Consider the following 14130-nt stretch of genomic DNA (forward strand, 5'->3'; position numbering starts at 1 on the left):
AGCTTTTAACATCGACTATTTACGTAATCCTAAACGAGTGATCAGTTCTTTGTAACGGTTTACGTCTTTTTTCTTTAAGTAAGTCAATAAATTTCTACGACGTCCAACCATTTTCATCAAACCTCTTTGAGAATGATAATCATGTTTGTGTTCTTTGAAGTGTTCTGTTAACTGATTGATTCTTGCAGTTAATACAGCAACCTGTACTTCTGGAGAACCTGTATCTCCTTCAAAGCGTGCGTATTCTTTCATGATAGCCTGTTTTTCTGATTTCAATAACATAGTTTTTTCCTCCTGTATGTTTTTAAAGTTCTATACTGAGTGAACCGTCGAGGAATCTCGGTGGACTAAGTATAAACCTTTATGATTATACCATAGCCAATTCTCTATATGCAAGCTTTTTTCACATTTCGTCCATAAAAGACAATAAAATTTCATTTAACAGTTCTCTGCCTTTTTCATTTGCCTTTAAAAAGCCAGACTCTTCATACAACAGCCCCTTCTTTTGATAAGATCGAATGGTTGCTTCATAGCGTTGATTCGCCAAAATCCCATAGCGCTTTTCAAAAAGATTCAAATCAAGTCCAAAGCTTGTTCTCAATGACATCATGATCATCTCAAACATTTCATCTTCCTTGCTGAGTTTGATGACATGTTCCTCACACCCTCGTTCAAAATAAGTCTGCATATTTCTGGTATTATCATATCGGCAATGATTCTGTTTCCCGCTTGCACCCATACCGATTCCGATAAAATCATCATAACGCCAATAGGTTAAATTATGCTTGGATTCATAGCCCGGTTTCGCAAAATTACTGATTTCATAGTGCTGATAACCTTGTTCCTTCAAAAAAGATACTGCATATTCATACATATCCGCTTCTTCATCTTCATCGATATTCTGAACCTGAAGACGCCCGAATTCGCTATGTTCTTCAATGGTCAAAGCATATAAGGATATATGTTGTACATCAAATTGCGTGATCACATTTGTCAAATCTTGTTTCCACATAGACAGCGTTTGTCCAGGTAATCCATACATCATATCAACGGATATGTTATGAATGCCATGTTCATGTATTTGATCGATGCATCGTGCAACTGCTTCTATGTCATGGTTTCTATGAATGCTTTTCAATAATTGCGGTTGTAGCGTTTGTACGCCAAGTGATATGCGATTGATACCATATCGATGACACAACTTCATTTTTTCGCAATCAAAAGAGTCGATATTGGCTTCCATGGTATACTCCACACATTCTTTGGTATAGGGGGCAAGCGTCTTCAATAATTGTTCTAACTGATTGACGCTCAGCGCACTAGGAGTGCCGCCTCCGATATAAATAGTTTCCAACTGTATACCAGCCAATTTTTCTGTAATTTCTTTTTCTATCACCTTCAGCCATTTTGTCGCAAGTCCGTCATGATAGCGACAGCGTGTAAAATCACAATAGCTGCAAATATCACGACAAAACGGTACATGTAGATATGCACTTTTACACATAGACATCTCCTTTTATTTTTCAAATAATTTTAATTTCTCACTAATATATAATATGATCTGTGTATTGGTAGGCTTACAGTTATTGATACAGATCTTTTCCGGTTGATTACGATATGCAAAATTAATTGCAGTTCTAATACACTTCTCTACTCTTAATGCAGTAGAATGGTGACATTTTGCGGCTTCATGATATACCTGTTTCATTTGTACCTTGACATCATCTACATTTCTTGCGATATAAACAGCACAACTTTGAATATAAGGAAAGCCATCAAGATGTGGTGGTAATCCAAGACTCAACATAATTTCACTCGCCATTGCTTCAATCGTATTGGCAGCTGCGCTGATTGCCTGTTTTTGAAGTTGTTCGCTTTCAATCGCAGATAATAATTGCGCAAAACTAAATGGTTGTACTAAAAAGTTTTGCAGATCATATTGTAATAAAATATGAATGACCTCACTATCCAGTTCTTGAAACAATGGTAACACTTTGATATCCAACTTGTTCTCTACCAAAATATAATCCAATAAGTGTTCAGATTTCTTTTGATCCATAGAGAATTGCAATACTAGAATATCCACCTCTTTGGTATCTAGTTCTTCCATATGTTCCATAACCGTTGTTGAAATCCCTACAATCTTGATTTTGCCACTTTCATTCTCATAATCCATCATATTCTTAATAACACCAAAATCATTGATACATAAAAATACCTTGATCAAACCCATCAATCCTTCCCGTCCCATGAACTCCCTCGATGTTTCTTTACTTGAAACACTGTTATCGGTTACATTCTATGATATCACTTCATCAATGAATTTCAACCTTTAAGTATCCATATACCATTGTTAGGTAATTATTTCTGCGATAGTGAAGAAAATAGGAAACAAAGTTCCTATAAACAGGCAAAAGACAGACGCTTAGGTCTGTCAATTATCATCATCCATAGAAAGAACTGCCATAAATGCTTCTTGTGGTACTTCAACACTACCCACTGCCTTCATACGTTTCTTCCCTTCTTTTTGTTTCTCCAATAATTTTTTCTTTCTTGAAATGTCACCACCATAACATTTTGCCAATACGTTTTTACGTAAGGACTTGATATCTGCACGTGCCACTATTTTCCCATTGATTGCGGCTTGAATTGGAATCTCAAATTGTTGCTTCGGAATCAATTTCTTCAATTTTTCGCAAATAGCTCTTCCTCTTGGATATGCAAAATCACGATGTACGATGCTTGATAATGCATCGACTACCTCACCATTCAACAAGATATCCATTTTTGACAACTTATTCATTTGATATCCGATCAATTCATAATCAAAGGAAGCGTAACCTTTGGTACAGGATTTCAATTTATCAAAGAAATCAAATACAATTTCTCCTAATGGAAGCTCATAAATAACATTCATTCGTCCTTCATCGATATAAACCATATCTTTATAATTGCCTCGTTTTCTTTGACATAGTTCCATGATTGCACCAACATAATCATTTGGAGTCATGATACTTGCTTTTACAAACGGTTCTTCAATATGATCTATTTTCTGAACATCCGGCAATAGACTCGGATTATCTATGGAAATCATACTGCCATCGGTTAAATAAGCATGATATACAACACTTGGTGCAGTTGCGATCAAATCGATTTTATATTCTCGTTCAATTCGTTCTTGAACTACATCCATATGTAGCAACCCTAAAAAGCCACAACGAAATCCAAAGCCTAACGCTTGCGAGGTCTCTGCTTCAAATTGTAAAGATGCATCATTCAATTGCAACTTTTCCAAAGCATCACGTAAATCATTGTATTTCGCAGAATCAATTGGATACAACCCACAATAAACCATTGGATTCATTTCTCGATATCCATGCAATGGTTCTTCTGCTGGTTGTTGCGCTAAGGTGATCGTATCTCCGACACGTACATCCTTGATTGATTTGATCGATGCACAAAGCCATCCTACTTCCCCGCATTCCAATACATCTTTTTTTACCTCTTTCGGCGTACGAATACCAACCTCTAACACTTCGTATTCTGCACCGGTTGCCATAAAGCGTATGTTATCGCCTACTTTGATTTGGCCTTCTTTCACACGTACAAATGCAATGACGCCTCGATACGCATCGTAAAGAGAATCAAATACCAATGCCTGTAACTTTGCACTTGGATCACCATGTGGTGCAGGCACATATTTGACGACCGCTTCTAACACATCTTTCACATTCAACCCATTTTTCGCTGAAATCAGCGGTGCTTCACTGGCATCCAATCCTATCACATCTTCGATTTCTTTTTTTACGACCTCCGGTTGAGCACTAGGCAAATCTATTTTGTTTATGACCGGAATGATTTCTAAATCATTATCCAATGCAAGATATACATTTGCCAATGTTTGAGCTTCGATTCCTTGTGCAGCGTCCACAACTAAAACAGCACCTTCACAAGCTGCCAAAGAACGAGATACTTCATAAGTAAAATCCACATGACCCGGTGTATCGATGAGGTGAAATACATAATCCTCACCGTCATTTGCTTTATATTTTAATTGTACAGCATTCAATTTGATCGTAATACCACGTTCTCTTTCAAGATCCATCGTATCTAATAGCTGTTCTTTCATTTCTCTTTGCTCTACCGTTTCCGTAATTTCTAAGATACGGTCAGCAAGTGTAGATTTTCCATGATCGATATGGGCGATAATAGAAAAATTACGTATATGCTTCTGATCCATTGCATCCACTCCTCATACTCGACAATTATAGCAGAAACAAGCTTATTTGCATAGAAAAAAGATGAGATCAAAGCTCATCTTTATAAACAAAACATTTTCCAATCAAATTTCTGCCTGCACCATTGAAAAAGCTTTTGGCATCACATTTGCTTTTTCCTTCCAACTGCAATTCATCTAAAAGGATATAGCCATCCATTGTAGCCACCGCAAAACCATTTTCCATCATACCAATGACTTCTCCTGGTGTATGCCCATGTGCACAGACCTTTTTTCTAGCCTTATAAAATTTCATTTTTTTACCATCTATGATGGCATGTCCGATCGGGAATGGTATCAATCCTCGAATATGATCATACACTTTTTGTACCGGCTTTGAAAAATCGATGTATTCTTCCTCTTTTTGTATGGTATAAGCAAATGTTGCTTCCCTTTCATCCTGTTCTTTGAACACCGCTGTGCCTTCTATGATTTCAGGAATACATGCACTCAATAAATCAGCTCCCGCAATTGCAAGCTTATCATACAAGGTACCGGTAGTATCCTCATCCGTGATATCCACAACAGCTTGGCGCATGACTGCACCGGCATCCATTGCTTTTACCATTCGCATGATAGACATACCGGTCTTTTTATCACCGTTGATAATTGCTTTATGAATCGGTGCACCACCTCTTAGTTTTGGTAAAAGGGATGCATGAACATTGATACTTCCATACGTTGGATATTCCAATAACTTAGAAGGAATAAATTGACCATACGCACAAGTCACGATCAAATCTATATCCAATGTCATCAATTCATCGATTGCATCTTTGATTCTCTGTGGCTGATAAACGTTTAAATGCTGTTCTAAGGCACGTATCTTGACCTCAGGCATTTTCAATTCCTGTTTTCTTCCTGCCTTTTTATCCGGTTGTGTAACGACACCAATCACTTGATAGCCATCTGCAAGGATCCTATCTAACATAGAAACCGCAATGTCCGGTGTCCCCATAAATAAAATTTTACATTCTTTCATACCATCACCTCTGTTAGCCTATTATAGCAAATCTCATCCGAAAATACTATCAAAGATATCAGAAAAAGCAGTTACAGAAGTATGAATGGTATCGATCACAAATTCACTGGAACTTTTTGCGAAAGAACTAGCTCGATTCTCTTTGATTTCATTCAGACCTGTTGCCTCTATTTGTTGTTTTACGATATGATTTTGTGCGATATCATCTTCGAAAGCATCTACCTTTTGTTCCATGGAATAGCTCGATTTTGTATCCTCTTGTTCTTTGATATAATTTCCGATCGATACCAATAATAGAATCAGAATTGCATCTGCGAGAAACCGCTTCATCGTCATCCTCCTTTCATCAATAGATCATAAATACCATCCGCAAGTACGCTCGTTGTATTGGTGATTTCTTCAAAGCTATTTACCTCAGCGCCAACTTCTATCAAGACGATATTCTTTGCTACTTGTTGATTATAATATGCCTCTCTTGTCATGACACCTTTCATGATACCATTGACCTTCTTGTTCATTATGTCAGTTAGTGTCGAGGATATTTGTGTGGAAGAATCTGCATAGGTTGCGAGTCCTCCTACTACCATCATTGCTTTTGCATATGTTTTTCCATTTGCTTCTAATATGCTTGCTTCTCTTGGAATGCTATCTCGATGCAAATCAATGCACAAATCAAACCCTCCGTAATTGACCAAAGCATCTTGTAAAAACTTATTAGAGACAAAATAGGATTGGTTATAATCCATACCATGCTCATTCATATACTTTTGAAAACTATGCGTTTCCAAAACAACCTTGATACCCTTTTTTTCCAGACGAGCTCCTAAATCTGCGGCAGCATCCATGACGCCTTTACCATCGTTATATTCCTCTCCCTGGTGGGTATCATAAATGTAAACGGTCTTACTTTCCTTACTTTCCTCTTTTTTGGGAGTTGGCACTACAACCGGATTTTCTTGTGTTGTTTCTACCTTGACCACTTCTTTGTCTTGTTTGCTTTTTTGTTTTTGATACGATAATACATTCAATTCATCCTTTAAGGATATGGATGGATCCACTGTTTTGTTTGTATAGGCGAGCGTCTTGATATCAGCCTGACTCAAAAGTGTAAATAGCGTATCATAAAAGGGTGTTACATAAAAGATCAGCCCGATCAAGGCCAGCTTTGCGATGATTTTCCACGTTGATTTCATAGACATCCCTCCACTAACAACATATGAAAAAAGAAGAACAATCATGTCCTTCTTGTAAACAATTGTACAATCTTATTACCGTTTATAAATTCATAAAATCGGGATGTAGAAAACGATTGATGCTTTGTGAAACGATATAGACAAGCTGCTTTAATTCATCATCCATTGACTTTGGTGTTACGACCAAATCAAGTCGCTTTTTATCATATAAATAGGAAAACACACGTTCTCTGTCGATTTCCGCCTCATCCAACGCCTCTTTTAAAATAGCACCGACACTTGTGACCGTTGCTACGCCAATAGAAATCACCGGTACATGCAATGTTTCTTCGCTCAATGCCATTCGATGATTCCCAACACCACTTCCGGGTTGAATACCGGTATTGTTTATTTGTACCACACGATTGATCCTTGAAATATTCCTAGTAGCTAGTGCATCCATTGCGATGATAAGGTCCGGTTGATATTGTTTAGCCACACTTTCCACGATCGTCATGGATTCCAAACCGGTCTGTCCCATTACTCCCGGTGTCAATACCGCTACATTACGTGTTCCTTTCAAAAGTTCTGTACGCTCATTGGCATATAAATGTGCGGTCACAAGTATTTCTGATGCCGCCATGGGACCAAGAGCATCACTGGTGATCATCCGATTACCAAGTCCTACCACAAGAATTTTTTTCAAAGAAAGCTTCATATGCTCTTTCATATGATTGAGATTTTCTACGATAGCATCGATTGCTTCTTCTCGAACAACATGATCATCCATTTGTTGAAATTCAATGGATACATATTCTCCTATCGCTTTATGAAAACTATTGTCCTCCTTTAACACTTTGATATAATTGCTTCTAATATGGTCATTTCTTTTCTCAATATGCTCATAGGCATCCTCTTTTGTATCCAAGGTAATGATTTCATCAGCAAAATCACTTCTTAACGTATATTTCGACATGTTTTTATTCACCTCTTTGTATAGTATGTCTTTTTTTCGCCATCATATTGCTTTTTCAAAAGGTTTTTGTTATAATTTATTGGCAATTGAAAATTAGGAGGTGTAATCATGCCACAGATCCAATCACAGAAAAAACGTGTAAAAACTAATAACAAAAGAAACTTGGCTGTAAGTTCACAGAAATCTGCATTGAGAACAGCAATCAAAAATGTATTGGCTGCTATCGAAGCAAAAGATGTTGAAGCCGCAAAAGCTGCTTACAATGTTGCAAGTAGTAAATTAGATAAAGCTGTTGCGAAAGGAATCCACCATAAGAACTACGCAACAAGACAGAAATCACGTCTGGCTAAAGCAATCAACGAAATTGCTGCATAAATGATCGATCGGATGATCGATTTTTTTGTATGCTTTTTTTTATAATTCTGTTATACTATTCGTAGAAATTGAGGGATCTTATGAAGAAAGTGTTTAGCATGCTGTTATGTTTGCTGCTTCTTTGTTCCTGTAGCGCAACTAAAAAAGATGATATTGATGCCGCTAGCGCCTATGCAAAAGAATATCAAGGCTTTAGCTATTACCGTGATCAGCTTAATGAGAAGGAACAAACCATTTATGATACTATTTATTATCACCTTAGCAAACATGACCAATCCTTTGGTGTTGAGGCAGATGATAAAGACACACTCTTTGATCTATATGAGTATGTGTTGGCAGATCATCCGGAAATTTTCTGGGAAGATGGTAGCAATGTATCTTACACCACCTCTTCCATTGGTGATAAAACGGTATTTGAAGTATATGCCAGTAACACCTTTAGCTTAAAAGAGATTCAACATTATGAAAAGCAATTAGACGAAGTCACGAAAGGAATCCTTGCCAAAGTTGCTCAATTAGATCATGATTATGAAAAAGTGAAATATATTTATGATTATGTCATAGACCATACAACCTATCAAGAAAACAGCATGTATAATCAAACCATTCTAAGTGTCTTTCTATACCAATCCAGTGTATGTGCAGGCTATGCCAAAAGCATTCAATATCTGTTAAATAAAGCCGATATTCCTTGTACTTATCTATGGGGCGGTACCACGTATTCACAAGAAGACCATGCATGGAACCTTGTGAAAATGGATGGTGATATCTATTATTTGGATGCTACCAACGGTGATCAAGATGATGAGCAATTAGATGAACGTTGGCGTTATAGTTTCTTTAGTATGACAAGTTCACAGATGTTAGCATTGTATCATCCGGATATTGATTATATGGAAAGCACAGCATTAAAAGATAACTATTTTTATCGAAATGATGCTTATCTTGATACTTCGAATTTACAGGATATTCAACGTCTGTTATCCAAAGAGGCACACAATGACCACCCTACATTGATTTTTCAATGTGAAACAAATAAGGTATGTGATACATTAAATGAAACATTACAAGATGGCAACACCTTATTTGATTTGGCACAAAAAGAAGGCATCATTGCTCAATCCTATCAAAGCTATCATCAAAAAGAAACCAATACATGGATGTATCAATTAAAATGATGACAAAAAAGCAATCACTTAGGATTGCTTTTTTATAATAATCTGACAATATCATTCCATGTCGCAAACAACATCAACGCAACGATTGCGACGAGCCCTATTGTCATAATAATATTTTGTACTCGTTCACTTAACTTTCTTCCTATGACCATTTCAATCAAGAGGATAAAAATTCTTCCTCCATCAAGAATCGGAATAGGTAACAAATTAAAGATACCAACATTCACTGACAGCAAGCCCACAAATGCTAATGTGGTCAAGAAGCCTGTTTGGGTAATTTGATCTGTTAATTTATAAATACCGACAGGCCCACTTAAATTGTTTAAGCCAACCCCTTGTATTAACTTTCCTAATGAGGAAATGATTGAGGTTACACTATCTACCATTTTCTGTGTACCGTATGGTATAGATTCCAATAAACTGATTTCTTTGATATCCTTATATTCATGATAAACACCGATTTTATACATATTCTCTTCTTTATCAAAAACTGGTGTCATCGTAATATCTAACTGTTTCCCTTCACGCATTACGGTAAAGGTCGTTTCTCCTGGATAATATTGCATAAATTCTGTAATGTCATCAAATGTTTTTGGTGTTATACTTTCTTTCCCGTTGCTCACCTTGATGATTTCATCATCTACTTTCATACCGGCTTTTTCCGCAACACTGGTTTCAGTAAAACTGGATACCATTGGTTTCCCTGGGATTGCTACTTTTCCTTGATATGCTGTAATACCAATGAAAATAACCCATGCCAAGATGATATTCATGAAAGCTCCGGCAGCCATAACAACGATTTGTTTCCATCGTTTGATTCCATTGATGGTTCGTTCAAATGGGATATCCAATTCTTCCTCATCTTCACTACTACCGCCTTCTAATGGCGCATCTTCATCTCCAGCCATGGCCACAAACCCACCAATTGGCAATAATCTGATAGACCATGCTGTTTCTTTCATCTGTTTTTGGTAAATGATCGGTCCCATACCTATGGAGAACTCTCTACAATATACACCAAAATGCTTAGCGGCAATCAAATGCCCCAATTCATGTATAATAATAATGACACTTAAAATAAGTATAAAATAAATAATTGTTACGAAATTCATTCGCTCGCTCCTTTCCATGCCTGTCTTACAAATTCACGTCCAAAGTGATCTGCATCGATAATATCCTGCAGGCTTGGATGTTCTATATAGGTTGCTGCCTTTACTGCATCTTCAATCAAGGTTTCTATTTCAAGGAAAGAAATTTTATCTTGTAGGAATAATGCCACAGCTTCTTCATCAGCACCATTCATAACAGCACCTAGATTACCACCTTTTTTTCCTACTTCAAAAGCTAGTCCTAACAGTGGATATCGTGTTGTATTCGCCACTTCAAAATGAAGCGTAGGATGATCCATAAAGTTAAATGGCTCTTCTTGTGGCATATCTAATCGTCTTGGATAAGATAAGGCATACTGAATCGGCAAGCGCATATCCGCAGTACCAAGCTGTGCCATGATGGCATGGTCTTGATATTGTACCATAGAATGAATCACACTTTCACGATGAATCAGCACTTCGATATTTTCATAAGGAACATCAAATAAATAATGTGCTTCTATCACTTCGAAACCTTTATTCATCATAGTTGCAGAATCAATGGTGATCCTACCTCCCATATTCCAATTGGGATGCTTCAATGCCTGTGCTACGGTTACATCCTTTAATTCTTCTCTACTTTTATCTCGAAAGCTTCCACCACTTGCCGTGACGATCAACTTATCGACATCTTTCATCTGATTGCCTTGAAGACATTGAAAGATGGCAGAATGTTCACTATCGATCGGATATAACGTAACATTGTATTTAGCCAACTCTGCTTTTACGATAGGCCCTCCAGCCACTAAGGTTTCTTTATTGGCAAGAGCGATCATCTTTTGATTTCGAATCGCAGCAAGTGTCGGAAGCAAGCCACGAAAGCCAACAATTGCATTTACAAAGACATCATAATCAGATAAGGAAGCAAGCTTACACAACCCTTCCTCACCATCAAAAAAAGTGATATTTGCATATTGTTTTTGCAAATGTTCTCTATCTTCCTGTCTTGCAACACAAACATATGTTACATCCGGACAAACTTGTAATAGCTCAATAAGCTTTTTGATATTATGCCCAGCACTTAATCCTATGATTGAAAACTCATTTCTATGATGATTTACGACATCGATCGTCTGTGTTCCAATGGAACCGGTCGCACCTAATAATACTAATTTTTTCATAATGATAACACCACCAATATAAAGTCAAAACATATAAAATTAAACACAAGGGAATCTACACGATCTAAAACACCACCATGTCCCGGTAGCAAATCACTGAAATCTTTGATTTGAAAACAACGTTTGATTGCACTAAAAGACAGATCTCCTATCTGTCCTGTAAAAGGAAGAACCAAACTTGCCAATAGCATATGCGTTAAACCCATATTAGGAATCAAAAAATAAGCAAATGCAAAGGATAACATAGCACCAAACAGCCATCCGCCAATGGCACCTTCCCATGTTTTCTTAGGTGATATACGAACATTTAGTTTATGACTTCCTAAAAATCTTCCACAAAAATATGCGGCAGTATCACATACATAGGTTGCGACGATGATCAGCCATACATACAAGGGATCCAATTGATAGATATCTAAAAAGGATGTCGCAATCATATAAAAGAAAGTGATATAAGTAATACAAAGAAACCCATCCTTTGCATGAAAAGCATCTGTAAACACAGGTATAGATAAAAACACAAGAGCAAATACGCCTAATAATGATACAGATAGTTTTTGATTGCCAAAGGTCAAGATAAATACGCAGAGAATAGCCAAAGGTTTGATAACGATCGGCCAAGCTCCCTTATGTTCCGTTAACCCTAATAATTCGATTCCACCCGCAATTATGATAAAAGAAATAAGTAAAAAGATAAGCCATCCACCATATAAAAGCGGAGGAATGACACATGCTAAGATCAACAACGCAGTTAATATTCTGGTTTTCATATCATAATCCCCCAAATCTTCTTTGTCGATGATTAAATTCATCAATTGCCTTATTCAATTCATCTTCATCAAATTCCGGCCATGGAACCGGTGTAAAGATCAATTCCGCATAAGCAAGTTGCCACAAAAGAAAATTACTGATACGTAGTTCTCCACTTGTTCGTATCAATAGATCCAGCTCAGGAAAATCAGTTGTCATCATATACTTTCCAAATGTTTCTTCATCAATGTCTGCATCGACAACACCATGAATGACATCTTGCGCATATGCTTGTGCTGCAAGAGTAATTTCTCTTCTTGATCCGTAATTGATTGCGATACACAAGTTTAACCCTGTGTTCTCTTTCGTTTGTTCTACCGCATCCAAAATAACTTTTTTCGTTTCAGCGGGAAAACGTTCTAATTCTCCAATAAAAGAAACTTTGATATTTCTTGCTTTTAGATCTTTGATATATCGATTAAAAAACATTTTTGGTAGCTTACACAAATAATCTACCTCACTCTCAGGTCGTTTCCAGTTTTCTGTTGAAAATGCATAACATGTCAATACTTTTACACCTAGATCATTACATGCAATTGCGATTTTCCTTATCATTTCTGCTCCCTGCTTATGACCAGCAGTTCTTGGCAGTCCTTTTTTCTTAGCCCATCTTCCATTTCCATCCATGATGATGGCGATATGCTGCGGGATCACTCTTCCTTCCATAACAGCCAACCTCCTAAACAATATCACAGCTACGTGAATAGTCATTGGTATTATACCATAAAACAAAGCGTTTCTATACGTAAAATCATCCAATAACTGACAAAAAAGGACATTTGTAACACAAATGCCCTCTTTTCTTAAACTTTCATGATTTCTGCTTCTTTTGCCTTTACAGCTTCATCAATTGCTTTGACGAATTTATCTGTAATTTTCTGTACTTCTGTTTCCATTTCTTTTTTATCATCTTCTGTATATTCTTTATCTTTTTTAATGGCATCCATACCTTCACGACGTACATTACGTACTGCGATTTTAGCTTCTTCACCAAATTTACCGGCATGTTTTGCCAATTCCTTACGACGTTCCTCAGTCAAAGCAGGTACATTCAAACGAATGACATCTCCATCATTTTGTGGTACAAGACCAACATCGCTTGTAGAAATCGCACGCTCGATATCTTTTAAAATACTTTTGTCATAAGGTTTGATCACTAGCTGTCTTCCTTCTACAACCTTGATACTTGCCATTTGGTTGATTGGTGTAGGACTACCATAGTATTCACACTGTACATGATCAAAAATTGCTGCATTCGCCACACCTGTGCGAAGTGTTTTTAAATTTTCTTCTAGAGCTGCAACCGCTTTTTCCATTTTATGATTCATTAAATCTAACAATTCCATTGTTTTAGTTCCTTTCTTTTGAAATCACAGTGCCTGTAATTTCGCCTTTCACTGCTTTTAAAATATTGCCATGTTCATTCATATTAAACACAACAAGATCAATATCATTATCCATACACATGCTTGTTGCTGTTGTATCCATAACAGCAAGCCCTTCCTGAATCAGATCCATATAAGTCAAAGTATCATATTTTACAGCATCAGGATTAGTTTTAGGATCTGCATTGTATACGCCATCTACTCCATTTTTAGCCATCAAGATCACATCAGCTTTGATTTCGCTTGCACGAAGTGCCGCTGTTGTATCTGTAGAGAAATAAGGATTTCCTGTACCAGCGCCAAAAATCACAACACGATTTTTCTCTAAATGACGAGTAGCACGTCGAACAATAAATGGTTCCGCAACCTTTTGCATTTCAATTGCCGTCTGTACTCGTGTAGGAACACCTTCCTGTTCCAAAGCACTTTGTACAGCAAGTGCATTGATAACTGTTGCAAGCATTCCCATATAATCTGCCTGTACACGTTCGATACCCATCGTTTCTGCCATCTTACCACGAATGAAATTTCCTCCGCCAACGACAATTGCCAGATCTACACCCAACTCATGAACTTCTTTCAATTCCTGTGCCAGGGATTTTAATATCTGGGGATCAAAAGAATTACCTGGAGAAGAAAGAGCTTCCCCACTCAGCTTTAACAATACTCGTTTGTACATATCACATCCACCTTCGTTTACTTTCCGG

The 14130-nt window shown here is 37.1% G+C and carries 16 protein-coding genes; 2 read left to right on the forward strand and 14 right to left on the reverse strand.

What is annotated here, in order from left to right; genetic code table 11:
• Positions 1 to 15: 15 nt before the first annotated feature.
• The 8 genes from rpsO to gpr all read right to left on the reverse strand — a co-directional run bounded on the left by rpsO (position 16) and on the right by gpr (position 7406).
• Positions 16 to 282: a 30S ribosomal protein S15 gene (gene rpsO, locus UGRO018_RS10975; protein ID WP_416326529.1), complete on the reverse strand. Its 267-nt coding sequence runs from the start codon at positions 280 to 282 to the stop codon at positions 16 to 18.
• Positions 283 to 403: 121 nt separating this feature from the next.
• Complete coding sequence (hemW, locus tag UGRO018_RS10980; protein WP_416326530.1) at positions 404 to 1504, reverse strand: radical SAM family heme chaperone HemW; 1101 nt, start codon at positions 1502 to 1504, stop codon at positions 404 to 406.
• A gap of 12 nt (positions 1505 to 1516) precedes the next feature.
• Entirely contained in the window at positions 1517 to 2251 is a 735-nt protein-coding gene (locus UGRO018_RS10985) for a sporulation initiation factor Spo0A C-terminal domain-containing protein (RefSeq protein ID WP_416326531.1), read from the reverse strand.
• A 183-nt stretch (positions 2252 to 2434) separates the two neighbouring features.
• A complete protein-coding gene (lepA, locus tag UGRO018_RS10990) occupies positions 2435 to 4240 on the reverse strand; it encodes a translation elongation factor 4 (protein ID WP_416326532.1) in 1806 nt (601 codons plus the stop codon).
• A gap of 67 nt (positions 4241 to 4307) precedes the next feature.
• Positions 4308 to 5258, reverse strand: a complete 951-nt coding sequence (gene fmt, locus UGRO018_RS10995) for a methionyl-tRNA formyltransferase (protein ID WP_416326533.1) — start codon at positions 5256 to 5258, stop codon at positions 4308 to 4310.
• Between the two features lie 33 nt (positions 5259 to 5291).
• Positions 5292 to 5588: a hypothetical protein gene (locus UGRO018_RS11000; RefSeq protein WP_416326534.1), complete on the reverse strand. Its 297-nt coding sequence runs from the start codon at positions 5586 to 5588 to the stop codon at positions 5292 to 5294.
• A gap of 2 nt (positions 5589 to 5590) precedes the next feature.
• Positions 5591 to 6451 carry a stage II sporulation protein P gene (gene spoIIP, locus UGRO018_RS11005; RefSeq protein ID WP_416326535.1) on the reverse strand — a complete coding sequence of 287 codons (861 nt, stop codon included), beginning with the start codon at positions 6449 to 6451 and terminating at the stop codon, positions 5591 to 5593.
• A gap of 82 nt (positions 6452 to 6533) precedes the next feature.
• Positions 6534 to 7406, reverse strand: coding sequence for a GPR endopeptidase (gene gpr, locus UGRO018_RS11010; RefSeq protein ID WP_416326536.1), 873 nt, complete (start codon positions 7404 to 7406; stop codon positions 6534 to 6536).
• A 108-nt stretch (positions 7407 to 7514) separates the two neighbouring features.
• On the opposite strand from gpr, the gene rpsT reads away from it, so the two are divergent.
• Both rpsT and UGRO018_RS11020 read left to right on the forward strand, forming a co-directional pair.
• Positions 7515 to 7781: a 30S ribosomal protein S20 gene (gene rpsT, locus UGRO018_RS11015; RefSeq protein WP_416326537.1), complete on the forward strand. Its 267-nt coding sequence runs from the start codon at positions 7515 to 7517 to the stop codon at positions 7779 to 7781.
• A gap of 80 nt (positions 7782 to 7861) precedes the next feature.
• Entirely contained in the window at positions 7862 to 8959 is a 1098-nt protein-coding gene (locus UGRO018_RS11020) for a transglutaminase domain-containing protein (protein ID WP_416326538.1), read from the forward strand.
• Positions 8960 to 8991: 32 nt separating this feature from the next.
• Here UGRO018_RS11020 and rseP read toward each other — a convergent pair whose 3' ends face one another.
• The 6 genes from rseP to pyrH form a co-directional block, all read right to left on the reverse strand.
• Entirely contained in the window at positions 8992 to 10071 is a 1080-nt protein-coding gene (gene rseP, locus UGRO018_RS11025; protein ID WP_416326539.1) for an RIP metalloprotease RseP, read from the reverse strand.
• Positions 10068 to 11228: a 1-deoxy-D-xylulose-5-phosphate reductoisomerase gene (locus UGRO018_RS11030; RefSeq protein ID WP_416326540.1), complete on the reverse strand. Its 1161-nt coding sequence runs from the start codon at positions 11226 to 11228 to the stop codon at positions 10068 to 10070. The genes rseP and UGRO018_RS11030 overlap by 4 nt, the downstream gene beginning before the upstream one ends.
• The gene (locus UGRO018_RS11035) at positions 11225 to 11998 is read right to left on the reverse strand and encodes a phosphatidate cytidylyltransferase (RefSeq protein ID WP_416326541.1); all 774 of its coding nucleotides are present in this window, start codon (positions 11996 to 11998) and stop codon (positions 11225 to 11227) included. Before UGRO018_RS11035 ends, UGRO018_RS11030 begins: the two co-directional genes overlap by 4 nt.
• Before the next feature lies 1 nt (position 11999).
• Positions 12000 to 12704: an isoprenyl transferase gene (locus UGRO018_RS11040; RefSeq protein ID WP_416326542.1), complete on the reverse strand. Its 705-nt coding sequence runs from the start codon at positions 12702 to 12704 to the stop codon at positions 12000 to 12002.
• A 137-nt stretch (positions 12705 to 12841) separates the two neighbouring features.
• On the reverse strand, positions 12842 to 13384 hold the full coding sequence (gene frr / locus UGRO018_RS11045; protein WP_416326543.1) for a ribosome recycling factor: 543 nt from the start codon (positions 13382 to 13384) through the stop codon (positions 12842 to 12844).
• Positions 13385 to 13388: 4 nt separating this feature from the next.
• Complete coding sequence (gene pyrH / locus UGRO018_RS11050; protein WP_416326544.1) at positions 13389 to 14102, reverse strand: UMP kinase; 714 nt, start codon at positions 14100 to 14102, stop codon at positions 13389 to 13391.
• Positions 14103 to 14130: the final 28 nt, after the last annotated feature.

The organism is Hoskinsella mucinilytica (assembly GCF_045223415.1).
Classification (GTDB): Bacteria; Bacillota_I; Bacilli_A; order Erysipelotrichales; family Erysipelotrichaceae; genus Hoskinsella; species Hoskinsella mucinilytica.

Bases quoted from the DNA above. Each gene is read 5' to 3' on its own strand.
- rpsO (WP_416326529.1), bottom strand. From the start codon at position 282: ATGTTATTGAAATCAGAAAAACAGGCTATCATGAAAGAATACGCACGC.
- hemW (WP_416326530.1), bottom strand. From the start codon at position 1,504: ATGTGTAAAAGTGCATATCTACATGTACCGTTTTGTCGTGATATTTGC.
- UGRO018_RS10985 (WP_416326531.1), bottom strand. From the start codon at position 2,251: ATGGGACGGGAAGGATTGATGGGTTTGATCAAGGTATTTTTATGTATC.
- lepA (WP_416326532.1), bottom strand. From the start codon at position 4,240: ATGGATCAGAAGCATATACGTAATTTTTCTATTATCGCCCATATCGAT.
- fmt (WP_416326533.1), bottom strand. From the start codon at position 5,258: ATGAAAGAATGTAAAATTTTATTTATGGGGACACCGGACATTGCGGTT.
- UGRO018_RS11000 (WP_416326534.1), bottom strand. From the start codon at position 5,588: ATGAAGCGGTTTCTCGCAGATGCAATTCTGATTCTATTATTGGTATCG.
- spoIIP (WP_416326535.1), bottom strand. From the start codon at position 6,451: ATGAAATCAACGTGGAAAATCATCGCAAAGCTGGCCTTGATCGGGCTG.
- gpr (WP_416326536.1), bottom strand. From the start codon at position 7,406: ATGTCGAAATATACGTTAAGAAGTGATTTTGCTGATGAAATCATTACC.
- rpsT (WP_416326537.1), top strand. From the start codon at position 7,515: ATGCCACAGATCCAATCACAGAAAAAACGTGTAAAAACTAATAACAAA.
- UGRO018_RS11020 (WP_416326538.1), top strand. From the start codon at position 7,862: ATGAAGAAAGTGTTTAGCATGCTGTTATGTTTGCTGCTTCTTTGTTCC.
- rseP (WP_416326539.1), bottom strand. From the start codon at position 10,071: ATGAATTTCGTAACAATTATTTATTTTATACTTATTTTAAGTGTCATT.
- UGRO018_RS11030 (WP_416326540.1), bottom strand. From the start codon at position 11,228: ATGAAAAAATTAGTATTATTAGGTGCGACCGGTTCCATTGGAACACAG.
- UGRO018_RS11035 (WP_416326541.1), bottom strand. From the start codon at position 11,998: ATGAAAACCAGAATATTAACTGCGTTGTTGATCTTAGCATGTGTCATT.
- UGRO018_RS11040 (WP_416326542.1), bottom strand. From the start codon at position 12,704: ATGGAAGGAAGAGTGATCCCGCAGCATATCGCCATCATCATGGATGGA.
- frr (WP_416326543.1), bottom strand. From the start codon at position 13,384: ATGGAATTGTTAGATTTAATGAATCATAAAATGGAAAAAGCGGTTGCA.
- pyrH (WP_416326544.1), bottom strand. From the start codon at position 14,102: ATGTACAAACGAGTATTGTTAAAGCTGAGTGGGGAAGCTCTTTCTTCT.